The following is a 23,601-nucleotide window of genomic DNA, read 5'->3' on the forward strand; positions in this document are numbered from 1 at the left end:
CCAATTGGCACATTGGCATATTTTCACATTGGCTAATTAGCTTCCGGTGTCGCGTTCCCTGCCGGGCGTTCGCTCTGTGTCGTCTCTTGGAGCTTGGACGGGATATCGATCCAGAAGCCCCATTTGATGCCTAGAGCTTTCGCTTGCGGGAAATTGAGATGCATCGCCCTGTTGTATTCCTTCAGGATAAAGTATTCGTCGAGCGTCAGCTGCAGCACATACATCAGGTAGTTGTACCAGGCTTCATTACCCGAACGGTTGGTCAGCCCGGAGTGATCGACGTTGGTGATGGATCCGGAGATACCAAGACTCATCAGGATGCTTTTGATACTGCTTTCGTCGTATTTGTCCACCGTATCGAAAAACTCCTTGAATTTTCCGGGAAACTCCTTAAACTCCCATTCTTCCTCGTCCCATTTGAGCGTAGCGTAGAGTTTACCCTGGTTTTTACCCTCGCCGGTCATTACCTCCGTGATGTGGGTTAGTTCGGCCTTGATCAGTTGGTCCATCATACCTTCATAGAATGCAAGCGGACGCCCTTTCTTATCCACCAGTATCACCCCTTTATACTCGGTCTGAAGAATATTGTTGTCAATATCGGAAGGCGCGATATTTTCCGCACAGATACCCTGTAATATCTCCCTGTGATGTGCATACCAGGCACTTGGTATGGTAGCGTGCACATGGTTATTGAGCGCATTTCGCAGGTAGCTGTTCCGGTATTTCGGGGCCAGCTTACATGCCTTCAAATACTCCCTGATGCCGGCGAACCAGTCGTTATAAGCGTAGGTCCACTTAGTGAAGGTCTTATCCGAATTGAATGCTATGGCTGTCGGATACCTGAAGGGTTCTTTCGCGGAGAAACGGTGGAAGATGTCATAATCCGTGCCGGTGATGTTCATCCAGTCGCCGACAATGATGTGGTGACAGTCTTCGTTTTTGATTCGTCTGTTCAGCGGGATATTCTGAGCTGCAAGGCGTGCTTCGTCCGAACCTACATATTTTAGCGCATCGACGGGCATACTTCCGTTAATGCGCCGGGACTTGGCAAAGCAATACTGCGAGACGCATGTTTTGACATGGTAATAGTCGTTCATGATATTTTTCAGGTACTCCCAGGCATGGGGATATCCTTTTTCTTCCCAGCTATCAACCCAATCGGTAATGGCTTTCGACAGGCTGTCATCGACAGGTACGCGGATGCGCTTCAGGTTCTCACCCTCTCCGGTGGTTACTTCCCGGTAGAGTCTTGGCCCGCGCCCGAACAGGAAGCGGATCTGCTTGCTTATCAGCGTCGGCAGCAATTTATTTTCACTTATACCGGCAAATACTTCCTGCGGATAGAGGTTATGCCCTTCGCCCCAGACGGGAACTATATAGCCGCCGGCTAGGTTCAGCGTCATCCGGTCGCTGATGTAGCGGGAGTGTATCGTGCGCGTTTGCTCAAAGAACATTTCTTCCCGGTCGGCAAGTCCTTGCACTTCGAATGTCATTACTCCGACATCCTCGACGACGGCGTATCCGCGGTTGCCCCCGAATATTTCTACCTTGGTTGCTGATTTGCGCTCTCTAACTTTTTTACTCATAAGAACCATTTTACTGTATACCATTCGTTGGAAGGAGAAAAACAGACAGCCCGTATCAATTTCTTAAAGCACTGGCGCGGTTCATCCGTATCTTCGTCTGTGAAGTACAGGTAGTGATCACTGTTGACGCTCAGGCCTTCGCTCCGTCGTGCCGGACGTATCCGGCAGGAGGAATAAACCCGCACCTGTCCTGTTTTCTCCGGACGGTTCAGGTCGCAGGTGATGAACCTAATGCCGAATGTCGCTCCCAGTACCAGCTTCTGCCGGCGCATGCGCTCGACAGCTTCAGGGCCTGTTATTATCCTTTCCATACAGGTACAAAAAAAGCCCGCAAATGCGAGCTGGTAAAGGACAAAAAAGAGAGAGGATTTTATTCTATCTCAAAAGGATTATTATTGTTAAGTATCTTCTCATCTACTATTTTTGCTGCATTTTTTTGTTCCTCTTGTACTAATTTCTCATATCTCTCTATTTTTTCTCTGATTGTCTTTTTAATATTAGATCGAAATAAATAAACATCATGAAGATCCTTTGACATATTAACATATGAATGATAGATGACTTTCATAATGATTAATACTATATAGGCTGTAAGTCCAAAAAACAATAAGAATATTGAATAATGAAGTATCCATGTTTCAACCTTTTCTTCGTCATAAGTCTCAAAAAAATAGGTATAAATATATTGGTTGTTTAAAATGTTTAAGGTAATAACGAATATTATTAACCACACAAGCCATTTTATTTTCCCAGGATGTAGAAAAAATTTAGTAACAGAAATAAAAAAATTCCAACATTTACGATGTTTACCTTTGCACTCTGTAGCATATCCAAACTTACTTTTATCGCATTCTGAAATCATGCTGGTAAGTATTGAACATGTAATAAAAACTTCACAAAAAATCAAGGCTTTATGATAAGAATAATCAGGATCATTATACTCGATACCTGCCAACATAAGAAGATAAACGCCAAAAAACGTGATTAATAACGATATTTTCCAGAAATGTCTGAATCGGCATGATTCAATTAAATTGGTTTTATACCGACTAATATTTTTTATATTTTCATCTATTTTATTTCTTAAAGCGATCTGTTCTGTTTCAAGGGTATTCCTTAGATAAGAAGATTCGATGCAATATTTTTTATTAATCTGTTTTATCTTTAACCTTTCTAGGAGAATCAGAAATATATATAATATTGTATATCTAAGCACTAAATACCGCCTTGTCCATTCATGAATGTAATTTACAGTATTTTCAGCGAAAAAATCGAGGAATCCCCTTTCGTCTGACCTTGTTTTATCCAGATAAATAAATCCGACACTACCTGCATTCAGCGTTATTCCAACGGCAATGAGATTAACAAATCCGATGAGTTCTGTTTTCAATGAATAGTTTGTGTTTAAGATTTACAATCAGGCTACGCTTTCAGTGTACTTGTGATTATTAAAATATGTAAGAAGTCCAAATGCATATCTCCTGGCTTTTTCGACATCGTTAAAGTTACCCCATGCCATTCTATTTACTAAATCAGTCTCGATTCTATAGGCAGTATTATCAGCAACAGCCAAATGTACCGGTTTACTATCCAGATATATATGCTTATAAGCGGATTTTAGTTTTCTTATTTCTACGAGACCGCTATATTCAGGCTTTTTTAGTATTTGCGCAATTCTGGATTGTTCAAATACTGGATTATAACTATCGAATAAGACACGTAATACAGGCTCTTCTACACATGCTACATCTTTCATTTTATTTAAGAAACCTTCTACAACAGATAAGTATTCTTCATCTTGGTATATAATAGGATCGCACATGCTGCCACAAAGAATCATTACTGAACTTTCTGCATTCCGGATCAATTCTTTAAGGATGATAAGAGCGTGGTATACAGAAGAGTTTAGAAATACCTTGTTTTCTTTATTTCTTGCCATTCTTGCAATTTCCTGAGCGTATTCGCTATGCACGTTTACAGTTCCACTCATCTCATTGTTTTTAAGCTTGTTGTTATTTGTCTTACAAAGAAAAAAATTTTTATATAAAAAATATAAAATAGTGCCGAAAAATATGTTAAAAAATAACATATTATTTGAGGATCATGCAAAAAGCCCGCAAATGCGAGCTGATTATTAGTTAAATAGTGATGATAAAAAAATGATATTTTATTGAAAATAAATGGATAAATAGTTGCACGGTAACCAAAAGATTACTATATTTGTATAGTTAAATATTAAATGATGCGATAATGGAAGAAGAAATTAGAAAAATGCTCTCGTTAATAGTTCAGACGAGAATGAAAATTAAAGCTGAATTGAATGTCTATAATTTTTTAAGTGCAGAAAAGAAAAAAAGTAATGAAAGTAAGATTAATGAATTATTGGACAAATTGAATGATTTGGATAAATTGGAAAAAGAGTTAAGAAAAAAATTGTAAAACGCGCCCTTCCTCCGGGAGGGGCTAAAAATAAAAAGTATGAAACTTCAGGAAGAATTAATAAAGCTCAGAACGCTAATGAATAGTGGAGAGTATGATAAGGCAAATGAACAGGCGGAATACATCCGTAATAACTTTACTTCGCAGGAAGATATTGACAGAATAGATGAATTTATATCTTCCGGATTGGATAAATTGACACAAGATGCCGATAGCCTGATAAAAGAAACTACAGTTAAGTTGCAATTGATGGAGGTTTCCGAAATTGTATCATTATCATACATCGCTAAAAAATATTTCAAAAAGACACGCGGCTGGCTGTATCAGAAAATTAATGGGAATACCAAGAACGGCAAGCCTGTAAAATTCACGCCGGAAGAAGTGGAGACACTCAATAATGCATTACAGGATATAAGCAAACAATTAGGCTCAACTGTCATTTCATTATGATTGTTTAATATTTAACACCAATCCTCTGTACTGAGCCAGTACAGGGGATTTTTTTTCTTAAAAATATGGCTGAAATAAATTTAACTGCGCTCAGAGAAGAATATGCCCAGGTTACCAATCAGGAACAGGAGGATGTCTTTAAAGCTAAAGTACGGGATATGGTAAAATCCCAGACTCCGGACGAAGCAATGGCGACTTTGAGAGCCATTGACAAGCGTATTACTGAACTGATACTTATCATGAATGGTTAATGATTAGCTGGTCAGTCGCTCGTATACGTTCCCGTCCCAATATACACCTCTTTTTTCCGGGCGGAAGCCGGGAGCAGATGGTTGAATTTACCCCATAGCAGATACATAAACGCGGAAGACAGCTGTGTGGAGTAATATGCCTGGTCTTCGAAATCGAGGCGCTCGCTGCTTTTGTCCAGTTCTACACGCTTCTCATTCCTTTTAAGTGGCGAATGATTGATAGAACTGACGAGGGCTTCGCATTCGTTCCGGTCTATAAGTACCTGCCAATCGGAAGCCTCGCGAGGCCCGAAGAGCATATTCAGCAGCGTATAATGTTGTCCGTAATAGATAGTTTCCTGTCCCTTGCTCATCAGGTGCACCGTCCATCTGCGAGATTTGAGCGCAGCTGCCAGCAGGTTAGCATCCGTATCGTTCAGGCCGCCGGATACGGGATAATACTTCCGGTACTCAGGATCCTTCTGGTTGGCCGCCCGGTCGTAATACAGGAATATTTCTTTCCTCTTGTGGTTCCGGAAATAGGTATCGATCTTTTCGGCCAGCTCGTCATGCTGATCCGGGTGATATACCCACATATTTTTAATTACCCGGAAAATCTTTTTCAATTTTTCTTCCTGGGCGAATATGATGCTGGAGAATGGTCCCGGATCATAACCGGCAATCAGCGGCATGTTCGGGTTGCAGTATTTCAGGTCGGAGCTGAGCCATTCTATTTCATTATCGATGCGTAACTTGTCGGTTCTCCGGTAATCGTAACCGTCTTCAAACAGATGCTGCTTACCGAACCTCCCGAAAAACATATCCTTTACCTTGGTCTTTCGCACTGCTAAAATAGAAGTATTCAGTTTATCAGTGTCTTTTATCGACTTTATCTGGTTACGGATATAGTCTATGCCCAGGATCTTGATATTGGAGAATGACGAAGCCCGCATATATAACGTTTGCCCGCGGCGGGCGGCATTCAGGCGCGGCAGCCACCTGTTCAGAAATCGCTGGTGTTTCTTTTCTTCTTCAAAATCGGCGTTTGCATTGGCTTCGATTTGCGCGGCCATACGCATATCCACGTGGTAAGATACTTCGAGTATGCGTTTCATCAGCTTCGGATTCATATCGCTTTCGTACTTCGTCCACCAGTCTTCGTCGGTTTCAAAGTTAGGTGTGGAACTGAATCCTGTTATTCCCATAAAGTAATGGGAGTGGCCGAATTTAGACCTGTCGGCGCGTAATGCCGGGATAATACGCTCAATGAATTTATCTTCCGGAATCCGTATCATCTCATCGATGAACAAATGGGCGGCATTAAGACCAAGCATCGACTCGGGGCGGTCGCAGGATACGAATTTTATCACGGTACCGGTGACAAAGGTGATGGTATGTTTAAAATCGGTGATTTTTTCTATCTCCGTCCGGCTCCAGTGCGGATTTTCGAGGGTGGGTATGCCGAAATGGGCCGGAGGCTGCTTTGCGTATTCGAAATAAACACCGCGCTCGTAATTTTCGAGGAAATACTCCAATACTCCCGGCAGGATGTTATCGATAATACTTTTATAAGTGGCTGCCGCGAGTACCAGCAGCGAGCCGGCCATGCCATTCTGGACACGGTCGATCCGGGGAGCGAGCATATGTGTAGTCTTACCGGAACCGCGGCCTACCTCCCCGAACAGGAAAGTCGAATCTATCAGTTTTACCATTATCTGGACGATCGACAGGTAAACTGACAGGAATACGATCTGGCTGTATTTTTTAACCTTCATCTTCTATATCTTCAAAATCCGTATACTTGTCGATATCCAGCTCCCGTCCGGCTTCGAGTTTTAACCGGTCTTTATCGTTTTGGGAGATATCCTTAAAATCCTTATCGATCATTTCTTCAATATCTTTCCATGCGGCCAGTAACCCGACGGGAGAAGTATCCATCATCCGATCCAGCTTCACATCCGCAGATACGATTTGATGCCTGAACCTGATACGCTCCGGAGAGATGATATTAGCTGCCGCCGACAGCCTGTATTTGTGGGCCTGGATAGCACAAAGCCGGGCTTCTTTCCTGTCCTGAGCTACAAGGTTCACATCGGCAAGGTTCATCATATAGTCTGCGAAATAGTTATCCCAGGCAGCAGCTGTGACGGTGCAGTCGGTATTGAAGAAGTTTATCGCATCGCATACCCGTTGGCGGCATTCAGGGATAGATACCTTTGGAAACTGCTTCTGTAGCTGCCGTGCGCATTCGCCTACATTACGGTATTTCCTGAACAGGTTGGACGCGGCGTTCAGCTCCAGGATGAAATTCCCCAGAGCCTCGGATATCCCGACCTTTTTATGATCGCGGAGTTCGAGGAACCGCTCTAATATGTCTACGGGTAGTCGCTGGAGGTGCTCGAGCATAATTTTAATTCAATTAGCCAATATGCCAATGTGTAAATATGCCAATTGGTGCGAAGCGACAAAAAATATTGGCACATTGGCATATCTGCTCATTAGTACATTGATTTTCATATATTAAACCTTTCATGTATAGCCGTTTCAACCTTTTTCCGCTGCTGGCGCTGATTCAGTTTCTCATTCGCATCCGTATCATTTGCCTTGCCTGCGTCAAAGAGGGCTTTGTCCATCGTATATTGACCCGTGGTCTTTCCTTTATGATAGGCCTTGTATATTTCACTCTCAGGATCCTGTATGTCCTGGACGAACTGCTCAGGATCTTCCGGTTCCACCAGGTACACGATCTCATGCGCCGGATAACCAAGAACACCGAAAGCCCGGACTTTTTCTATTAATGCGCTATCGTAGTTCATATTCCTTCAGTTGTTCTTTGGTTAATACTTTGCCGTTTTTCTTTACTAGGATTGGTTTTCCTGCATTCCGGCAATAGCGGATGTATCTCCGGACATTCAGGTCGCAATAGCCGGGAGCGATATCCGCAACATAAGCTATTCGTTCGGTTTGATCAGCGGCGATTATCGTTGTTCCGGATCCGGAGAAGGTATCCAATATAATATGCCCTATCAGGCTGCAATCCATTATTGCATCAGCTACGAGTTTTACAGGCTTTGGCGTCGGATGGTCTTTTGTACTTACATCTGCGGCTTTATTGAATGAATTGGCTCCCGGATAATCCCATACGTTTGTGCGGTATCTTCCTGTCTGGCCAAGCATAAAATTGTTTATATTGCGTTCACGTCCGCTTTTGAAGGCGAAGATCAGTTCGTGTCCGGATTCATATCCGTGCTGTTCGATTATATCGAGTCTTTGTTCGAGTAGTTTTTCAGGGATGTCTTCATTATTCTGGTATTGGAAAATAAGCTCATGTTTGGAACGGTAGAATGTTCCCATCCCGCCGTTGTTCTTATTCCAGACGATCAGGTTCTTTTGTTCGGTATAAACTTTTCCGGCGATCTTTATTTCCAGTATATGTTTCCAGTCCATGCATATATAATGGATAGAGCCTTTTACCGAATAATAGATCAGTATCTGGAATGCTTTTTTGAGAAAGGCAATAAATTCTTCCTCCGACATTTCACCTACACCCATTTCGAATGTCAGAGCCTTGTTTTTACCGAATCCTGAAAATTGTTCTGTGGGTAGATTGTATGGAGGATCGGTGAATACCATATGTGCAAGTAGCCCGGCCATTAACCGTCCTATTACGTTCTTATCTCTGCTATCCCCGCATATGAGCCTGTGTGTTCCCAGCTCGTACAGGTCATCTGTTTGTGTAACGGGATTCTCAGGGGGCAGGTCATTGAATTCGTCCTCTATAATCTGGCGCTCTGCATCCTTTCGTTGTGTCACCTGTTCTGCCGATGGGAGGGCAATGTCTTCTATCGACGGCAGTTCATTAACCAGTATGTTCTTATAGATATCTCCGAACTCTTCTTCAAGTTTTATAAGGTCCCACTTGCCGGCATGGGAGTTGGCCAGCAGCATGTATTGCTTCACTTCATCCATTGTCAGCATACGCGAAGGCACACGAACGTCTATCATTTCATCCAGCAAACTACGGGCGATGTAATACTCCAGCCGTCGATGGCCCGATATCAATTGCCCGTCCATGTTGATCACCGGTGTATCTACCAGTCCGAACTTATCCAGGCTTTCTTCCAGGACTGATTGTCCCTTTTCATCCCTTTCTCTGGGATTATAGCCCGAAGGGATAAGATCTCTTACCCTTCGCTGCTCTGTTCTCCATTTTAATTGATCCATATGTCTGCATCTTATGGTATATCACAAAGCTATGGGAGGATAGGGAGGTATTAAAGGACAAACTAAACGAGGGGTTAATGAATTCAATCCGATGGTTTTTGGCATGGCCGGATTGAGGGAATGAAATATGCAAATTTTCACCTCTTTTTAACACTTAATATTGTGATATTTAACATATTGAGTCATATTTCATGAAAAATCGCTTTTTTTGCATTACAAGGCCTTGACACAGCGGCACGAAGTTAGAAAGCATTCACATTTTCAATTCTTTTTATCAAAAATATTATAGTGTTGAATATGTAGTAGTTATGTGATTTTGCTATGTGATTTAACTAAAATCGGATAGTTTTTGAATGAAAAAGAATGGATTTAGCAAAAAAAATAAACCTCTTTCGGAGGTTTATTATTCCGGTTGGAAAATTGTATTTACTAGCTTAATATATCCTGTATGGCTTTTTGCTTTATACGGGCCTTTTCGAGATTGTTTTCCCATGACTGGCGTTCTTCTTCGTCCTTATACTTTTTTTTGTGTAGCTGGCTTTCTATGCGTCTTATATTCTGTATTACGTTGGTTACTTCGTTCATGAAGTCAGCGGGGTTCTCCGATTTGAGCTTCCGGAGTTCGGCCAGCTGGTCGCTTTTATATTTATTCTGTACCGTCAGCCGGTGCACGTATTGAAATTTACCGGTATCATTGTATGATTGCAATTCCCTGTGTGCCTGCTGTGCGCGGATATCCAATGTAACGAGTTCGAATGCGAGTTCCGTATGGTCGTCCAATACAGCATCAATCTCCTGCAGGCGACGGTAAATACTTACACGTTCGTCGTACAGGAGAATGCAAAGCTGTATATCCGGATTTATATTATTAATCCAGTTTATTCCAGGAAATTCCTCGTGCTTTAGTCTTTTTTTTTGCCGGGGTCAGGTTCCTTAAAAGCCTGTTTTAATATTTCGATGCGTTTTTGTCCGGCTTGCTGAACGGTAATCCTTTCACCGCCTTCCCTGTCTTCCTTTAGAATAGCTTCCACGGCTTCAATGGTTTCCGCTTCATTTATACGCCGTATAAATGTTTTGCTATTATCACGTTCAACCGGTTGGGTAGAAGTTGTTCCAGCCGGCGCAGGGTTTCCTGTAGCTCCGTTGCCTATACCTGAACCTTCATCCTGATTATTATCTCCGGATGCTGTACCTGTACCGGTTACCGTCCGGGTAATATCCTGCTGTTTGCCTGTCGCATCGGTATCATCAGTTCCCGGATCTTCACTACCTGTGTTTTCTCCCTGGTTGGTTTTATATCCCAATAGTTTTTTTACAGCTGATATAATTTCTTCATCTGTTTTATCGAGCCATAGTGGGATGATTTCGGACAATGCTTCTATATCTGCCTGATCCAGTTCGAATTTTTCTATTAAAAGATCCCGGATTGATTCTATTGTCTTTGGTTCCGGTTCGGGTTGCTTTTCCTGAGTCCTGTTTTCCAGAATTTCTTCTTCCGTCACTTCATCCAGCAATACCGTTACCATCAGGCAGTCGAGCTTAGCCTTATTGAACTGGTTCACATTGGCCAGCTGATTAAATAAAGGATGTGTCCGGAATGTTTTTTTGAACAGTTCCAAATCCTTATCGAAGAAAGCAGGATTTTTCAGCCTTACTATCTGGTCGTTTCGCGTGGTAAATTTTGTCATAATTTTGTGGATTAGAGAAAAAGCCACAGTTACGCGGCTTTTTCATAATTATTACTTAAACCCTGTACACTTCGAAGAAAGCAAATCCTGTGCCTGTCTTCGTTATCTCGAAACTGATCCGGCTGCCGGAAGAAGCGACGAAGTCCAGCCCCTGGTTCAAGATGAATTTATCCGAAGATGTGATTGTCGTCGGATGAGCGGATCCACCACCGATAATCTCTATGATCCGGCCAACATCAGTAACTGTTACATTGGTGATATCGGTTAATACCGTATCAGCGGCATTTTCGGACAGCTGGTATTGAGGCGCCGGAGTCAGGGCGAATGTTGTGGCATCGGCTGCAACCTGTACCGGAGGCGCTACAGGAACAGGCCCGTCATAGAGCAGAATAGGTTCAGGACATTGTCCTCCCGTGAAAGTTGTTGCAATACCGGCTGTACCGTCTTCCTGGCGTCCTATCGATGTATAGGCGAATTTCATTCCGCCGTTGCAAGGGCTTCCGGCTATGAATTTCTGCCCGTCGGAACATCTTTCCCAGATGGTGACAAAATCTTCACCGATATTTTCATAAACCCATGCCAGTGTGGCCGCGGACATACCGTCTATGATAGGGGATAACGTAAGCACGCCGTTCAGAGGAGCCGCGCCCGGTACTGCGTTCGGATTGATGGTATCTACCCTGGCATCAAGATATTTATAGACCGCACCCGGTAGCAAGACGTTAGTCGATATCGTGGCCATCACAGACTTCGGATAGTTATCGATATCGACATCCGTCATCTTAGCCAGCCAAAGCCGGTACTTCAGCGCGTCCAGCTTTGAATTCTTATTTTGTTTTGGTAAATCGAATAGCATAATTTAAAAATTAAGAATTAATAATAAACTCTAATGTACTAATGAGATAATATGCCGATGTGCCAATGTTTTTAGCTAATAGCTTTTTTAAATTGGCATATTGGCACATTATCTCATTAATTAATTATGTCAGGCGGTGCGTTCCAGTTCCAGATAGTTACCTGTAGGCCTTGTCATGGTTACGTTTTCACCTTCCACGACAACAACATAATCTTCCAGTTCGGCGTACAGTTCGATATAATCGCCTACAGCCGCAGGAGTCCAATCCGATTCTATATTCGCGAATTTGCCTGATTTAGCAATGGTAGTCGCATTCGTCATGTTTCCGCATACTATACGGATCACATTATTGATATTCATATTCTGGATATCGGTTATTACTGTTGCTGCAGCATTCGCCCCGGTTTCGAACAGAATATTCTGTTTCGCGTTAACAACTGTTGCACCTGCAGCTAATACCGTTGCAGGGAAATTGGTGAAGATCCATTGGTTCGCATATCCGGATGAGATAAGTTCCGCTAAGGTTTTATACTGTATGCCTGCCTGTTGGAAGCCTGCACCTTCTTTCCAGCGGGACATAACCCCTATCTCTTCCCAGTCGCGCTCGAAATAGAACGCCAGCATTTCGAACGGCTTGTCTTCGTGGTTTTCACCATTGCCCGGTATGGTGATCATGACTTTGTAATTATTCGGCTGCATATTCGGCACCCAGATAATATTGGCGTCCACATCGTTGATCGATTGAGGAGTTACGCCTTTGAAATCAGTTTCCTTACCATATTTTTCGCGGTAATTACGAATATACCACGGGCGGTGTTTGAGGTTTGCGTACATCTTATATCCGTCCATCGATGGAAGTACCATGGTATAGAAATCCCATATAGATTCGAAGTAATCGACGATAGTGGTTTCGGCGTATACCTTATAATCATGGTTCGGATAAACCTTCAGTTCTTTCTCTACGCGATCGAGCGCGCGATATACCCCATCGGCGGCAAGCATGGCAGGGTTTGACACGACGTCCTGTTGCGGTACGCGCACACCGATAACACGGCGCATATTCTGCTCGTTGCGCAGGATGGTTCCGAAATGCACCATGATCCATTCGATGAACGTCCATTTAATTACATTGGAGCCGTCATTCCGGTTCATCTCCCCGATATACTGTTTTTCGAGCTTTATCAGGTCTTTGAACAGGAATTTAAACATCACGTCCACTACACTGTATATTTCGGCAGTGAAGGCAACACCTCCCTTGAATATCTTGCCGGCACGGTAACCCTGGGAAAGTTCCCCAAAGTTAGCTCCGGGAGCAACTTCCTTGTTCTGGATGTTGGAACGCATAGGAAAGATATGATCAACCGAAGGAAGGGTACGCAGGTACGCCAGTATCATATCGGTCCTCCTGACAACATATTCACCGGCCTTGCCGAACAGGTCGGAATAATCGATCTCGGTTTCGCCGGCAACCATTTTGTTGAAATTCAGGGAACCCAGCAAGTTAGCCTTCTCCAACTCTCCGGCGCGTTCCATCAACCTCTCAGAATAGTCGTTCAATATGTTTTTAAACTCCTTTTTCTGAGACAGTTTGAGTTTGGATACTACAGGCGTGCGGGTAATCATCAGCTCGGTATCCCAGCGGCCACGTGCAAAGACGGTATCTTCAATACCGAACAGATGGGACTCGGTGTGAGAAGCTATGCCCAGTGTTATAGCTCTTACCTTGACTGCGGATTGTTCTACCCTGGTCTTTCCGGCAGGATTATCACCTTCTGATTCTTTGGAAAGCTTTTCAATTGTTTCTTCCTGCTTTTTTATTTTTTTTGTCATAGCAGGGATAATTTCCTTTTTCTTTTTAGGCATGTCTTCGCCGAAAACAGAAGCCAGGGCTATCTGATCTTCGGAAGAAAGCATTTCTATTTCGTCGCTTTCTTCGTCATCGTCTTCGTCGGCCTCCCTGTCTGTCCGGAACGCGACTCCATACTCCGATTCATATTCTGCGAACAACTGCTTTTGTTCGTCAGCTGTCAGGGAACCGGCTTTCATTTTATCACCGAAACCCAGCTTGATAGCAAGGTTCATCAGTTGTTTTTGCCATTTCTTCATAAAATTATTATTTAAAGAATGAATAAATTGATTGTTTTTCGTTGTGCAGGGATTGCAGTACCTGTACTGCGCCCTCAAAATTGGTGATACCGTCGATCAGGCCGTTTTTTTCAGCATCAATGGCATAGAAGTCTTTCCCTTCGATAATTCCTTCAACCGAAAGGTCCAGATTTGGGCGGTTCGCTTTGATCAGGTTCTGGAAATGGATGGCATAAGGAGTGAGGTCTTCCTCTATCAGCATTTTCTCATCCCCTTCTTTCGCTTGTTTAATAGCCAGGTTTTTATACTTGGATTCCGGGGGAACTACCGTAATGAACCTGAAGCCGTTATCTTCATAATATTTATCATCGTTAAGGATCTTGGCATACACGCCTATATTCCCGACCTGGCACATCGGGTTAGTCGCCAGGATACGGTCGCAGAATGAAAAGGCGTATATTCCGCCGGACATGCACATGCCGTCTATAAGTCCTACGCTTGGTTTTGTCCTGTTCCGGAGCGCATCTTCCAACTGGATGACAGACTGGGAAGAGCCTCCGGGGGTATTGCCCAGAAGAATAGTACCGATGATTTTGGATGATGAATCGGCCAGACGGATAATGTTTGCCATATCGTCCATGCCATAACTCCAGTAGGTTCTGTACTTCATCATAGTGCCGATGATGGGAATCACGGCAATGGAATTTTCCTCGAAGCTATCGAAGGGATTTTCCGGGTAATCTTCTTCAGGAAGAATAAAAGCGGAGTTTTTGATCTTACTTTCGATGCCCAGGCTATGGAAGAAAGTTTTAATGTCTTTTTGCTGTGGTTCTTCCCCTTTCCTTAATTTTTGAATGAGGATTTCCAGGCTACTGAGTGACGCCGGATGTATCAGTAGCCTGGATGATAATATTTCCTGTAAAAGAAGTTCTAACATTACATATGATTTTATGCAATGTTAGAACTATATATATGTGTGGTAAAGGACTTAATTAATGAGCAAATGTGATAATATGCCAATTATCTGATGTGCCGATGTGCCAATGGCGCGAAGCGACAATATGACTTTTCATTGGCACATTATCACATTGGTCTTGAAGATTTGAATGTGAGGTCGGCGAATATTTTGTCTGTTGAGTATGTAAGTACGGCAGGGTAGTCAGTCAATCCCATGATAAAGGACCCGGAATCGGAATAAATACGGAGGATATAATAAATAAGCGGGATATTCAGAAATCCGGCATCCTGATTATACCTTATATTGGCAGACAGGGTTTCGTTGAATACGACTCCCGCATCGGTATCCAGGCATTGTCCGGTGTATATAGCCGGGCTTTCGAGTCGCAGGGATATAAACTCTTTACCGGGGTGCAGGATTATATTGTCGTCGTCGATGGATATGACGTTATCCCTGTGGATGATTTTGATATGGTTGCATATTACTTTGTTCATAGTCTAAGTATTTAAAATTCAGTGATATCCAAAAATCTCCGGAAAATCTCCGAAAAAATGGACAGGAACATGAGGTTGGGCGGAGTAATTTAACTTTATTTAATATTGTTTTAGCGGGTTATATAGGCTTTTTTCTTCCGGCTTTCCCGGATAGCGATTTTCCACCGGTAATAATTCTTTGCAAGGCTATCCGGATCAATTGATTCAATCTTGTATTTACAGATGAAAAGATAACAGACATCTTTGTATGTCTCACCTTCATCGTGCTTCCTGGAATCAATAAATTCATGCAGTTCGGCACGGAAAAACAGCTTGACTTTCTTATTGAAGAAAGTGGCGGACTTAGCGCTTATATAATTGTAATATTCGGGATCCTTACGATTTTCTTTCCGATCGGGAAGGAGTATCTCCAGATTACCTGCCGGTTCCGGAGCATGTCGCGGCTTTTTAATAGTCAGGGAGCTCAGTATATTAAACAGATAGATTTTATCCGGGATCGATACAATGTCCATAGGCTTTCCGTTACTATCCTCCATCGGCCACTTGGCCCGAAGATATTCTGCCAGATATAGTTCTATTGTGAATTTTGTAGTGGTCATTTTATTTTAAAGATATAAAATATATAACAATTATCTATAGACATATTCCTTTTTCAAATCAAATATGATAAAATAATATATTATATTATCAAATATTTTTTTTATTAAAGATATCAAAATACGTTTTAATAGGATAAAAACGATTACTAAATTTTCGTAAACCTCGATCAAATTAGCTTATCATTTTTTGACAAGGTTATAGTAATGATTAAGCATGACCTTTTGGAAATGGTTTAGAATTACGTCTTGGCGTTTACACCTTAATATAATATAGACTAAGACTAAGACCCCCCTCTATCCCCCGCGGGGGAAGATCGGATGGGATATTTTTTTTTTGATTTTTTTTTTAAAAAGAATGCTTATTAATACAGTTATTATCAATATGCGAAATTTTGTTGTTTTAGGTCTTACAGGCGATTTTTAGTGTTGCCTCTGAGGGTATGTATGCAAGCGTCTAAAAAAATGCTGAAAAACGCCTTAATTTTAATTAAAGAATTCAGATAGACATATAAAGACGGTGCTTTTTTCGACCTCGTCAAAATTTGATAAGGTAATAAAATTATAATTGAGCATTACGCACATCTCCTGTGGATTGAGATTCTGTTTTTGCTATGATATAGCGGCTATTTGTATAGTAGGATGATTTAACCAGCCATTTGTCCAGTGTCGATTTTGAAATACCCATTATGGATTTATTCGCTTCATACAGGGCCGTAAGAGATGTGTATGTCCTAACTTTAACTGGACGTTGTTCGATGAAAACAAATACTTTCATATTTGTAAATATTTTTTATAATTGCAAATATAATATATTATATTATCAAAAATAGTTTTGAAACACTCTTTTTTTATCAAATCCATAACCTTATCAAATTTTGATAAGGTATGATTATATTTCAGTGATGCAGGTTATATATTTAATCTAAAAATGTTATTTTGTTGACATATTATTTTATATTTATATATGTAATTATTTGATAATAATATAGTTGTATTTATAAAATAAAAGGACTGAAAATCCTTGTGTCCCCGGTTCGATTCCTGGTGGCACCACTTTTAAAAGCAATAAAATAAAGCTAAGTAACAGTAAAATAGTTATTTAGCTTTTTTATTTATCTTCAAGCGTGTACGTATGTGTGTACGCAAAGGTAAAAATCTATTAAATAGTCTTATTTTAGTAACACAAATAATTAAAGATTTTACAGTATCTTTATCTATACAATGATTAGTATGTACATAATTACTTTTAATATTATTAATATAATTATTTTCATTATTACTATCATTATTAGATATATCTTTATTATCTTTGTATTGTAAATCATTTAAAAACATAAAATTATGGCAAAACCAATTAAAAACACCCCTACACTTACAGGGCGAGATGCAAGAAGGTTTGTCGATAATATGAATAAAAATCGTAATTCTCGGCAAGCACCGGAAGACTATAATAGACAAAAAGCTGTATACGAAAAATATAAAAACGGATTTGCTTTGTAATCTATGAATCAGTTTATTATGTCTACTTTAGACATAGATACTATATTATTACCATTCGACTGTGACAATACAGATTTGAATGGTTTTTTATTTGATGATGCTAAGAATTATCATATAGAAAGATTAGCAAAGACTTATTTGTTTAACGATGGGGAAAAAACAGTTGCCTATTGGTCTATTCTAAATGACTCCCTATCTATCAAAGACTTTAGTTCTGATATAACCGAGGCAACATTAAAAAAATGGTATTCTAGGGTAGCAGAAACGCTATCACCAAAAAAACAAAAGAAGATATATCCAGCCGTGAAAATTGGTAGGCTAGCTGTTCATAAAGAATACAAAGGAAAAGGCATAGGCAGGGATATTTTAGATTTAGTTGTATACCATTTTTCACATAAAAACATATCGGCATGTAGATTTATTATAGTTGATTCATTAAGAGAAGCTATACCCTTCTATCAAAAATACGGATTTGATTTCTTAACCTCAAAAGATAGAAGTTCTTCAACTAGAATAATGTATTACGAGTTGCAAAATGTAGAATAATAAAACCGCCTCTATCTCACGACAAAGACGGCTATTTGGCGAGCAAATGTAAAACTAAATATCTATTTTTGGTTGGAACGGTTTTCTCCTAGCTCTATACAATATCTTATCAGTTCTTTTAGTTGATCTGGTTTAAACCAGATCATTTCTATCTCTTTGCATTCCCATTGCTTTACAGGTCGCCAATCTGTACAAATGCCCTCTGCGTACTCCATAGCGTTATTAACTGCTTTTGCTGCTTCTCTCTTTTCCATAGTAATATTAATTTGATTGTATATTCGTTTTTATCATAAACTCACCGTTAATAATAGCTATCCATTCCGGCACAGTACCACCGCAATACATATTTATTTGATAGCGTACATTAGGTTCATGCCTTAACATGTCGGCAACGCCTTTGAAGCCATTAGCAAGGGCAAAATCATGATTAAATTTAATCTCAACAAAACCGTTGTGCCATTGCCGGAAAGTCTGTATAGTGCCTTTAAAATCAGCCTCAATAATGTTGTATTCAGGTGTTTGCTGTATTACTCGTGGGTTAGTCATTTGATTTTATTTCATTACTGGTTAATACTCCTAGAAACATATCAGATATGCACGAAAGCAGATATACTATTCTATTGATTTCAAATGAACTATTATTCGAAACTAGGTCTAGTATACAGTTTATATCTGATATTGCGTCTAGCGGGTCGATAGCTTCGATATTATCCGTTAACTTTACTCTTGCTTCATCTGAAAGATTGGCAAACGCTTTATTCATAATCTTAATATTTTGGTTGGTAATTATTTATAAGTATTATTTAATCTTATTAATTGCGCCTTTGATACTAGCTTTGGAGAGTTAGGCGCATCACCTCTTTTTTCTCTTTTCAGTCCGGCATAAGTAACTAATTCGTAAAACCTAGCTTTAGTTACTATTTTAAAGGCTTCATTCGTGGTTATTAGATCAAGGTTATCACGCTTTACTTTCTTAGACCTAGCTTCTTTAAAACCCTCAATAATGCCCTCTTTTATGGCTCGTTTTATTTCTTCGTAAAACTGTTCGTTAAATACTTCCATGTGTTTAATATTTTAATTGGTTAATCTCCGTTATATCTACCTGATTGATAGTAGTCGTATATCCTGCCTGTTTTATTCCAATCGGCATTTCTCATTTCCTGTGTGTATATTCCTTTTGACTTGCGTACTTCAACGATTAAATAAAATTCGTCTCGTCTCGCTTTGCTCCATGCGATCGTTAAAGCCTGTGACATAGTATAGCCTTCGTACTTTCTAAGATGGTGAGCTAGCTTCATTATTTTCGATTTATTGTAATGTATCATGATTGCAATATATTTATTGTTTAACTTTATTTCATAGCACAAAGATAAAGTTAGACTTTATATTAAGCAAATGTTTTTATGTAAAATTTATTGTCAAACTATATTTTTAACATTAATATATATTGTTGAACTTTATATTATGTTATATTTGCATAAGGTTTAACGATAACAACAAATATCTATGGAATTAAGAATTAAAGAAATATTGAAAGAAAAAAGGATTGCAATTAAAGACTTTACTGTAATGATGGAGTTAACGGCTCCGTCTGTAAGCAACTTTATTAATGGAAAATCAAAGCCATCTATTGATGTTTTCGAGAGGGCAGCAACTGTTTTAAACGTTCCTATATCTGATCTATTCGAGCAACCTAAACAAAATATAATAACATGCCCGTACTGTAACGGCAAAATAAAAGTGAGCAAAGATGAATAGCCTCCTAACTATTAGTTAGTCAGCTTTCAACCTAAACTAAGAATTATTGAGACCAGATACAACAAGGGCACTAGCTTAAAAAACTAATGCCCTTTATTATTTATTATCAGCCCGTTAAAACTTCCTTTTCAGTATTTCGGGGCTATCCGGTTCGTGTATATTGGTTAGTATCAGTTTATCTAAGCCTATAGACGAATATTCTAATGTATCAGGATTGAAAAATACCGTGTTGTCATCTGTATAATGTCCTCTCATTCTCTGTGTACCTGACATAGTAGGATTGTTGTAGGCAAATGCTAAAGCATGGTATCTAAATAGTTCGTTTTTAGCCTCTACGTACATATTTAGGAGCTCCATATACCTATAATGATAATCTTTAGCCTCTAGCATACATGACGGCTTTATCTTGTCTGTATAGCCTTTAATTAACCCTACCTGCTTACTCTCATCGTTCCATGTGAATAGATTGAGCGGGAATAGTTCAGACTTGTCAAATAACTCTCGTCTTACTAGATCGGCTTTCTTCTCATACTCCCTGAAGAACTTAGTGTATTTGTCTTTGACGGCTTCTTTATCAGAGGTTAGCAATACACGGCTTTGCGCTTCCTGTATAACCCTGTCAGTAAGGGTTATTATACCCTGCTTTCCATCCTTGATGATCGACATAGCAATATCAAATGTAAGAAAGTCGCCTAATCCTTCTTTTTTCAGATCGCTATAAATAGCATTGCTGTAATTAACTGCATTTTCTACAGCACGAACGGAACTATCAAGTTTTACCTGATCGCAAATGTTAAAATTCTTTCTATTGACTTTATTTTCCATGTTTATATTTTGTTTAGTTATTGTTTACTTTTTTGCCTTCTAAAAAGGTGTTTCTATTTACTTTAATCAGCTCAAAAACACCCCAAAAGGCATATTTTGTTAGTTTATTTTCGATAGCATTTTATAGATATTTTCTATCAAAGCGTCAGAATGAATATAGTTGCAAACACAACTACTTTTATATTACCGAAACGATATTTTTAAAATTGTTTCTCTAAGGTTATCCAATCCCGGCATATTCGATAAAATCTATAGTAGTAGAATTTATATAAACACATTCGATTTATCATTATTCCGTGCTATCTCATTTTGCTTATCCTTTAGCCAGTCTTTAACTTCTTTAGACATTTCTTCTTTTGGCTCGGTGTTCGTTTCTGTGAACATCCGTTTTACTTCATCGGCTAGTTTGTTATATTCCGATTCGGGGATGATGTAATAGTAGTTTTTCATTTCTATATTGTTTAAGTTTATGATTTTCTTACTTTTAGTGTTTCGCCGTCTAGATATACTTGGTTAATCTCTGCATCATTGCGGTTAGTCGGTGTACCAATAAGATACATTTTCCCTCCCTGCATAACGAAGTTAGAACCTAGTAAATCTATCCCCATTTGCCCGATAGATGATCTTGTGGTGAAGTTTGTTTCTGTTCCGGTATATGTAAAGAAGTCCATTGCTACAGTTTGATTTGTAGCTTTCCAGACACTAAACACGCGTTCGCTATTTCCAATATAACCCATTGTCATATTAGTAGGGTCTATCTCTATTCTAGCTCCTGTGTCGGATGTTCTGTATGTGCCTACTACCTTTAAATCACCCGAAGCGTTCCATGATATATTTCCTGCTGCTAAATGTCCGCTACCATCCTCACCGTTAAGCAAAATATTAGATACTCCGCTTGTTTCTGCAATAGATGAAAATTGATGATCATTAAATAGGAAATTGGCTAGTATTGCGCCATCTGTAACACTTATAAGCCCAGCAATATATAATAGTCCTTCACCCCTAACATTCCAAGACAACTCCGTTCCGTTTGGGGTTCTAGTTGCTAAATTTAGCCCTTTGATGAGCGCGTCAATATCCATCCATGTACTATTATTATCGACTTCTATTTTTGCCCGTTGCATTTTAATTGCAGGGGTTTTTAAAAAAGCTTCCATAGCCTCTTTATTTGCCTCTTTCGCTAGGCCTGAACTAACGATAAAATCCTCTATATGTATTTGCGGTATGGTTTCGTTTGTGCTCTTTAGCTTAGTTTTTTTTGTTCTGGCCTTAAATGTTCGTCCTAGAGCCTTTACATGATAGGATTCATATATAAAATTATCATCTTCATTAGTATTTAAGACCTCAACATTTGATTTATCGAATATATTTGTATTCATAGTTCTATTTTTAATTATTAGTCTCTGTTAAACTGATTTTCAAGATTGTATTTCTTTTTCTTCTTATCATAGTATTTCCTTTGAAATTCAAGTAGTTTGCACTTTCTTTTAAATAAAAAAATTGTATTGGGATCGGTTCGCAATTGGTAGTATTTCCCTACATCGGGCGACACTATCCCCGCTTCTTTTAATTGGTCTTTAATTTCTTGGGCATCGAACGGTATTAACCGTAAGTCTCCATCATGATAAGCCATTGTGTTTGTGTTGGTTTCAGTATATAAGATACAAAGAAAACCACACGTACGCAAAGGGTGAAAATGCTGTCTACTCCTTAAATCTTATACCGTAATCGGCTGCAATTTGAAAGAAAGTACCTATACTTATCCTATTCGTTTTGAGGCAACTATCATACTTTTTATCTGTTTCATGTGGCTTATATTTAGTAGACATACGGCTTAATTCGTGAAAATGTGATCTACCAGATTCGCCCAATTCAGGAGCCAGAGCACACCCAATGTTAAACCAATCGGAATAACTGTCTGTCATACAAATACTATGGTCAGATGCTTTTTTAACTATGGTGCTAATGTTGTCGGTTGCATCGTTACTATATGGGATATAAGTGCTTTTAGGTGCAACATATAGCCTATTATACACGGCTGCTTTTTCATTGATGTACGGCGTACTATCATAGCTATACAAACGCATTCTGCTAACATTAATACAACTGTCATCTATAAATATACCATAGCTCATAAAATCCTCTTTTATGGCTCTAAAATGCTCCCTGTGTTTGTTTGGGTATGCAATCGGAACGATAACGAAATAACCATTACCCGAAATAGATAAGCCACAATACAACACCTCTTTAAGATTAGATAATTGCCTTTTCAACTCAGAGAAGTTTTTAATATGTGTATTATCTTGTCCGTCTATATCTATACATAACAATCCGCTATGCTCTTTAAGATTCTCGTCTAATCGGATAGGCTCAAATATCCCCGATATGGTTATAGCAGGAATATGTTTCTTTAATTCGCTTCTTTTGTTTTTGTCGGTTTCTGATCGTATTTGTTCAACTTCATTTTTATATTTATCAGATAATAGGAATGTACGCAAATCTATAACGTTGCCTACATTGTCGAATACATTTTTATATACGGAAACTTTTTTATCTAGATAATCCATTTGTTTTGTTTTTAATTATTTGGTAACAGGTAACACCATACACAATTAACTATATATCATAACGTTATCATGTTACCTATATGTTACCTATATGTTACCGCATGTTTATTCTTTAAAAGAGATCGAATATAAGCAGGTAACAGCGAGGTAAACATATATTGTATTCATTTATAGTAGCTTAACCGTAGTGTTACCTGTTACCTGTTTCTACATTATTTTCTCCCTGATACGACATTAGAAATATAAGACCGATCTACGTTTAATATATCGGCTAATACAGATTGATTAAATTGTGGATGCAGTTTTTTAATATCTAATATGATACTTTTGTTTGAGGGCTTTTCAAGCTGTGTAAACTGCTTACTATCAATCAAAGATTTAACCTTTAGTGCTGTATATTCAAAATAGCGCATACAATAAATAGAATATCTCATAGTTTCTACTGGTATTTCGAGTATAATATTTTTACCTTCACTAAAAACAAAATCTGCTATCCATAAGCTTAAGGCTATTCGTTGGCATTGGATTTCTAATTTGCTATATATTGCGTTTTCATACGTAAATAAATTATAGTTTATAGTCCCTAAATAGGACTTTTAGTTATTAAATCATTATTTCAGGCGAAACAAGAGAGAGCACTTATCGTAATAAATGCATGGTTATTGGATATATTAAAAGGGAACAGCCAAGAAGATTAAAATTTCATACACGTGCTCACAGGTCACAATCTTTGGTGCTAAGCTGTTGAAGTCAGTTTCATAATCGGCTTATGTGTTACCTTTGAGATAACTGGAGC

Annotated in this window: 31 protein-coding genes; 6 read left to right on the top strand and 25 right to left on the bottom strand. The window is 39.4% G+C overall.

The features are described from left to right. Window positions 1–32: 32 nt before the first annotated feature. Genes IR083_RS10170 through IR083_RS10185 form a run of 4 tightly spaced genes read right to left on the bottom strand, consistent with a single transcriptional unit; the run spans window position 33 to window position 3,576 of the window. Window positions 33–1,586, bottom strand: coding sequence for a hypothetical protein (locus IR083_RS10170; protein WP_194224222.1), 1,554 nt, complete (start codon window positions 1,584–1,586; stop codon window positions 33–35). Next, complete coding sequence (locus IR083_RS10175) at window positions 1,583–1,897, bottom strand: hypothetical protein (RefSeq protein WP_194224223.1); 315 nt, start codon at window positions 1,895–1,897, stop codon at window positions 1,583–1,585. The genes IR083_RS10170 and IR083_RS10175 overlap by 4 nt, the downstream gene beginning before the upstream one ends. Before the next feature lie 59 nt (window positions 1,898–1,956). Beyond that, a complete protein-coding gene (locus IR083_RS10180) occupies window positions 1,957–2,976 on the bottom strand; it encodes a hypothetical protein (protein WP_194224224.1) in 1,020 nt (339 codons plus the stop codon). Window positions 2,977–3,003: 27 nt separating this feature from the next. Beyond that, window positions 3,004–3,576, bottom strand: coding sequence for a hypothetical protein (locus IR083_RS10185; RefSeq protein ID WP_194224225.1), 573 nt, complete (start codon window positions 3,574–3,576; stop codon window positions 3,004–3,006). A 260-nt stretch (window positions 3,577–3,836) separates the two neighbouring features. Between IR083_RS10185 and IR083_RS10190 the strand changes: the two genes are divergently transcribed. The 3 genes from IR083_RS10190 (at window position 3,837) to IR083_RS10200 (ending at window position 4,726) form a co-directional block, all read left to right on the top strand. Further along, the gene (locus IR083_RS10190; protein ID WP_194224226.1) at window positions 3,837–4,025 is read left to right on the top strand and encodes a hypothetical protein; all 189 of its coding nucleotides are present in this window, start codon (window positions 3,837–3,839) and stop codon (window positions 4,023–4,025) included. Between the two features lie 39 nt (window positions 4,026–4,064). Continuing rightward, window positions 4,065–4,475, top strand: a complete 411-nt coding sequence (locus tag IR083_RS10195) for a DUF5053 domain-containing protein (protein ID WP_194224227.1) — start codon at window positions 4,065–4,067, stop codon at window positions 4,473–4,475. A 65-nt stretch (window positions 4,476–4,540) separates the two neighbouring features. Next, window positions 4,541–4,726: a hypothetical protein gene (locus tag IR083_RS10200; protein ID WP_194224228.1), complete on the top strand. Its 186-nt coding sequence runs from the start codon at window positions 4,541–4,543 to the stop codon at window positions 4,724–4,726. Window positions 4,727–4,737: 11 nt separating this feature from the next. Here IR083_RS10200 and IR083_RS10205 read toward each other — a convergent pair whose 3' ends face one another. The 12 genes from IR083_RS10205 to IR083_RS10260 all read right to left on the bottom strand — a co-directional run bounded on the left by IR083_RS10205 (window position 4,738) and on the right by IR083_RS10260 (window position 16,384). Continuing rightward, window positions 4,738–6,480: a hypothetical protein gene (locus tag IR083_RS10205; RefSeq protein ID WP_194224229.1), complete on the bottom strand. Its 1,743-nt coding sequence runs from the start codon at window positions 6,478–6,480 to the stop codon at window positions 4,738–4,740. Further along, a complete protein-coding gene (locus IR083_RS10210) occupies window positions 6,470–7,111 on the bottom strand; it encodes a hypothetical protein (protein WP_194224230.1) in 642 nt (213 codons plus the stop codon). The genes IR083_RS10205 and IR083_RS10210 overlap by 11 nt, the downstream gene beginning before the upstream one ends. 107 nt (window positions 7,112–7,218) lie before the next feature. Beyond that, window positions 7,219–7,521, bottom strand: a complete 303-nt coding sequence (locus IR083_RS10215) for a hypothetical protein (RefSeq protein WP_194224231.1) — start codon at window positions 7,519–7,521, stop codon at window positions 7,219–7,221. Then, on the bottom strand, window positions 7,508–8,929 hold the full coding sequence (locus IR083_RS10220) for a DNA modification methylase (RefSeq protein ID WP_194224232.1): 1,422 nt from the start codon (window positions 8,927–8,929) through the stop codon (window positions 7,508–7,510). The genes IR083_RS10215 and IR083_RS10220 overlap by 14 nt, the downstream gene beginning before the upstream one ends. Window positions 8,930–9,358: 429 nt before the next feature. Continuing rightward, entirely contained in the window at window positions 9,359–9,709 is a 351-nt protein-coding gene (locus IR083_RS10225; protein ID WP_194224233.1) for a hypothetical protein, read from the bottom strand. A 122-nt stretch (window positions 9,710–9,831) separates the two neighbouring features. Next, window positions 9,832–10,617 carry a hypothetical protein gene (locus tag IR083_RS10230; protein WP_194224234.1) on the bottom strand — a complete coding sequence of 262 codons (786 nt, stop codon included), beginning with the start codon at window positions 10,615–10,617 and terminating at the stop codon, window positions 9,832–9,834. 55 nt (window positions 10,618–10,672) lie between these two features. After that, window positions 10,673–11,473 carry a hypothetical protein gene (locus IR083_RS10235; RefSeq protein WP_194224235.1) on the bottom strand — a complete coding sequence of 267 codons (801 nt, stop codon included), beginning with the start codon at window positions 11,471–11,473 and terminating at the stop codon, window positions 10,673–10,675. 129 nt (window positions 11,474–11,602) lie between these two features. Then, entirely contained in the window at window positions 11,603–13,579 is a 1,977-nt protein-coding gene (locus IR083_RS10240; protein WP_194224236.1) for a hypothetical protein, read from the bottom strand. Between the two features lie 7 nt (window positions 13,580–13,586). Then, window positions 13,587–14,495: a S49 family peptidase gene (locus IR083_RS10245; RefSeq protein WP_194224237.1), complete on the bottom strand. Its 909-nt coding sequence runs from the start codon at window positions 14,493–14,495 to the stop codon at window positions 13,587–13,589. A 146-nt stretch (window positions 14,496–14,641) separates the two neighbouring features. Next, on the bottom strand, window positions 14,642–15,010 hold the full coding sequence (locus IR083_RS10250) for a hypothetical protein (protein WP_194224238.1): 369 nt from the start codon (window positions 15,008–15,010) through the stop codon (window positions 14,642–14,644). A 110-nt stretch (window positions 15,011–15,120) separates the two neighbouring features. Then, window positions 15,121–15,609, bottom strand: coding sequence for a hypothetical protein (locus tag IR083_RS10255; protein ID WP_194224239.1), 489 nt, complete (start codon window positions 15,607–15,609; stop codon window positions 15,121–15,123). A 559-nt stretch (window positions 15,610–16,168) separates the two neighbouring features. Then, complete coding sequence (locus IR083_RS10260; RefSeq protein WP_194224240.1) at window positions 16,169–16,384, bottom strand: hypothetical protein; 216 nt, start codon at window positions 16,382–16,384, stop codon at window positions 16,169–16,171. A gap of 566 nt (window positions 16,385–16,950) precedes the next feature. Between IR083_RS10260 and IR083_RS10265 the strand changes: the two genes are divergently transcribed. Both IR083_RS10265 and IR083_RS10270 read left to right on the top strand, forming a co-directional pair. Next, entirely contained in the window at window positions 16,951–17,109 is a 159-nt protein-coding gene (locus IR083_RS10265) for a hypothetical protein (RefSeq protein ID WP_194224241.1), read from the top strand. Window positions 17,110–17,127: 18 nt separating this feature from the next. Continuing rightward, complete coding sequence (locus tag IR083_RS10270; RefSeq protein WP_242052398.1) at window positions 17,128–17,655, top strand: GNAT family N-acetyltransferase; 528 nt, start codon at window positions 17,128–17,130, stop codon at window positions 17,653–17,655. A 62-nt stretch (window positions 17,656–17,717) separates the two neighbouring features. Here IR083_RS10270 and IR083_RS10275 read toward each other — a convergent pair whose 3' ends face one another. The 4 genes from IR083_RS10275 to IR083_RS10290 form a co-directional block, all read right to left on the bottom strand. Continuing rightward, complete coding sequence (locus IR083_RS10275; protein ID WP_194224243.1) at window positions 17,718–17,909, bottom strand: hypothetical protein; 192 nt, start codon at window positions 17,907–17,909, stop codon at window positions 17,718–17,720. A gap of 7 nt (window positions 17,910–17,916) precedes the next feature. Continuing rightward, window positions 17,917–18,201, bottom strand: a complete 285-nt coding sequence (locus tag IR083_RS10280; RefSeq protein ID WP_194224244.1) for a hypothetical protein — start codon at window positions 18,199–18,201, stop codon at window positions 17,917–17,919. A 240-nt stretch (window positions 18,202–18,441) separates the two neighbouring features. Beyond that, window positions 18,442–18,717, bottom strand: coding sequence for a hypothetical protein (locus IR083_RS10285; RefSeq protein ID WP_194224245.1), 276 nt, complete (start codon window positions 18,715–18,717; stop codon window positions 18,442–18,444). A 20-nt stretch (window positions 18,718–18,737) separates the two neighbouring features. After that, complete coding sequence (locus IR083_RS10290; protein ID WP_194224246.1) at window positions 18,738–18,980, bottom strand: hypothetical protein; 243 nt, start codon at window positions 18,978–18,980, stop codon at window positions 18,738–18,740. A gap of 181 nt (window positions 18,981–19,161) precedes the next feature. Between IR083_RS10290 and IR083_RS10295 the strand changes: the two genes are divergently transcribed. Beyond that, the gene (locus tag IR083_RS10295; protein ID WP_194224247.1) at window positions 19,162–19,413 is read left to right on the top strand and encodes a helix-turn-helix domain-containing protein; all 252 of its coding nucleotides are present in this window, start codon (window positions 19,162–19,164) and stop codon (window positions 19,411–19,413) included. 114 nt (window positions 19,414–19,527) lie between these two features. Here the strand turns inward: IR083_RS10295 and IR083_RS10300 are convergent, their stop codons facing one another. The 5 genes from IR083_RS10300 to IR083_RS10315 all read right to left on the bottom strand — a co-directional run bounded on the left by IR083_RS10300 (window position 19,528) and on the right by IR083_RS10315 (window position 22,805). Then, a complete protein-coding gene (locus IR083_RS10300) occupies window positions 19,528–20,238 on the bottom strand; it encodes a hypothetical protein (RefSeq protein ID WP_194224248.1) in 711 nt (236 codons plus the stop codon). Window positions 20,239–20,502: 264 nt separating this feature from the next. Then, window positions 20,503–20,688, bottom strand: a complete 186-nt coding sequence (locus IR083_RS10305; protein WP_194224249.1) for a hypothetical protein — start codon at window positions 20,686–20,688, stop codon at window positions 20,503–20,505. A 17-nt stretch (window positions 20,689–20,705) separates the two neighbouring features. Next, the gene (locus tag IR083_RS10310; RefSeq protein ID WP_194224250.1) at window positions 20,706–21,617 is read right to left on the bottom strand and encodes a hypothetical protein; all 912 of its coding nucleotides are present in this window, start codon (window positions 21,615–21,617) and stop codon (window positions 20,706–20,708) included. A gap of 17 nt (window positions 21,618–21,634) precedes the next feature. After that, window positions 21,635–21,871, bottom strand: a complete 237-nt coding sequence (locus IR083_RS24475; protein WP_206759859.1) for a hypothetical protein — start codon at window positions 21,869–21,871, stop codon at window positions 21,635–21,637. Between the two features lie 70 nt (window positions 21,872–21,941). Next, window positions 21,942–22,805: a PriCT-2 domain-containing protein gene (locus tag IR083_RS10315; protein ID WP_194224251.1), complete on the bottom strand. Its 864-nt coding sequence runs from the start codon at window positions 22,803–22,805 to the stop codon at window positions 21,942–21,944. Window positions 22,806–23,601 lie beyond the last annotated feature (796 nt).

Source organism: Dysgonomonas sp. GY75, from assembly GCF_015234155.1.
GTDB lineage: Bacteria > Bacteroidota > Bacteroidia > Bacteroidales > Dysgonomonadaceae > Dysgonomonas > Dysgonomonas gadei.

Excerpts from the sequence above, each read along its gene's own strand:
- IR083_RS10250 (WP_194224238.1), bottom strand. The coding sequence starts at position 15,010 with ATGAACAAAGTAATATGCAACCATATCAAAATCATCCACAGGGATAAC.
- IR083_RS10245 (WP_194224237.1), bottom strand. The coding sequence starts at position 14,495 with ATGTTAGAACTTCTTTTACAGGAAATATTATCATCCAGGCTACTGATA.
- IR083_RS10210 (WP_194224230.1), bottom strand. The coding sequence starts at position 7,111 with ATGCTCGAGCACCTCCAGCGACTACCCGTAGACATATTAGAGCGGTTC.
- IR083_RS10260 (WP_194224240.1), bottom strand. The coding sequence starts at position 16,384 with ATGAAAGTATTTGTTTTCATCGAACAACGTCCAGTTAAAGTTAGGACA.
- IR083_RS10235 (WP_194224235.1), bottom strand. The coding sequence starts at position 11,473 with ATGCTATTCGATTTACCAAAACAAAATAAGAATTCAAAGCTGGACGCG.
- IR083_RS10305 (WP_194224249.1), bottom strand. The coding sequence starts at position 20,688 with ATGAAAAACTACTATTACATCATCCCCGAATCGGAATATAACAAACTA.
- IR083_RS10265 (WP_194224241.1), top strand. The coding sequence starts at position 16,951 with ATGGCAAAACCAATTAAAAACACCCCTACACTTACAGGGCGAGATGCA.
- IR083_RS10255 (WP_194224239.1), bottom strand. The coding sequence starts at position 15,609 with ATGACCACTACAAAATTCACAATAGAACTATATCTGGCAGAATATCTT.
- IR083_RS10195 (WP_194224227.1), top strand. The coding sequence starts at position 4,065 with ATGAAACTTCAGGAAGAATTAATAAAGCTCAGAACGCTAATGAATAGT.
- IR083_RS10280 (WP_194224244.1), bottom strand. The coding sequence starts at position 18,201 with ATGACTAACCCACGAGTAATACAGCAAACACCTGAATACAACATTATT.
- IR083_RS10220 (WP_194224232.1), bottom strand. The coding sequence starts at position 8,929 with ATGGATCAATTAAAATGGAGAACAGAGCAGCGAAGGGTAAGAGATCTT.
- IR083_RS10215 (WP_194224231.1), bottom strand. The coding sequence starts at position 7,521 with ATGAACTACGATAGCGCATTAATAGAAAAAGTCCGGGCTTTCGGTGTT.
- IR083_RS10230 (WP_194224234.1), bottom strand. The coding sequence starts at position 10,617 with ATGACAAAATTTACCACGCGAAACGACCAGATAGTAAGGCTGAAAAAT.
- IR083_RS24475 (WP_206759859.1), bottom strand. The coding sequence starts at position 21,871 with ATGGCTTATCATGATGGAGACTTACGGTTAATACCGTTCGATGCCCAA.
- IR083_RS10240 (WP_194224236.1), bottom strand. The coding sequence starts at position 13,579 with ATGAAGAAATGGCAAAAACAACTGATGAACCTTGCTATCAAGCTGGGT.
- IR083_RS10205 (WP_194224229.1), bottom strand. The coding sequence starts at position 6,480 with ATGAAGGTTAAAAAATACAGCCAGATCGTATTCCTGTCAGTTTACCTG.
- IR083_RS10275 (WP_194224243.1), bottom strand. The coding sequence starts at position 17,909 with ATGGAAAAGAGAGAAGCAGCAAAAGCAGTTAATAACGCTATGGAGTAC.
- IR083_RS10285 (WP_194224245.1), bottom strand. The coding sequence starts at position 18,717 with ATGGAAGTATTTAACGAACAGTTTTACGAAGAAATAAAACGAGCCATA.
- IR083_RS10185 (WP_194224225.1), bottom strand. The coding sequence starts at position 3,576 with ATGAGTGGAACTGTAAACGTGCATAGCGAATACGCTCAGGAAATTGCA.
- IR083_RS10175 (WP_194224223.1), bottom strand. The coding sequence starts at position 1,897 with ATGGAAAGGATAATAACAGGCCCTGAAGCTGTCGAGCGCATGCGCCGG.
- IR083_RS10315 (WP_194224251.1), bottom strand. The coding sequence starts at position 22,805 with ATGGATTATCTAGATAAAAAAGTTTCCGTATATAAAAATGTATTCGAC.
- IR083_RS10300 (WP_194224248.1), bottom strand. The coding sequence starts at position 20,238 with ATGGAAAATAAAGTCAATAGAAAGAATTTTAACATTTGCGATCAGGTA.
- IR083_RS10310 (WP_194224250.1), bottom strand. The coding sequence starts at position 21,617 with ATGAATACAAATATATTCGATAAATCAAATGTTGAGGTCTTAAATACT.
- IR083_RS10295 (WP_194224247.1), top strand. The coding sequence starts at position 19,162 with ATGGAATTAAGAATTAAAGAAATATTGAAAGAAAAAAGGATTGCAATT.
- IR083_RS10200 (WP_194224228.1), top strand. The coding sequence starts at position 4,541 with ATGGCTGAAATAAATTTAACTGCGCTCAGAGAAGAATATGCCCAGGTT.
- IR083_RS10190 (WP_194224226.1), top strand. The coding sequence starts at position 3,837 with ATGGAAGAAGAAATTAGAAAAATGCTCTCGTTAATAGTTCAGACGAGA.
- IR083_RS10270 (WP_242052398.1), top strand. The coding sequence starts at position 17,128 with ATGTCTACTTTAGACATAGATACTATATTATTACCATTCGACTGTGAC.
- IR083_RS10290 (WP_194224246.1), bottom strand. The coding sequence starts at position 18,980 with ATGATACATTACAATAAATCGAAAATAATGAAGCTAGCTCACCATCTT.
- IR083_RS10170 (WP_194224222.1), bottom strand. The coding sequence starts at position 1,586 with ATGAGTAAAAAAGTTAGAGAGCGCAAATCAGCAACCAAGGTAGAAATA.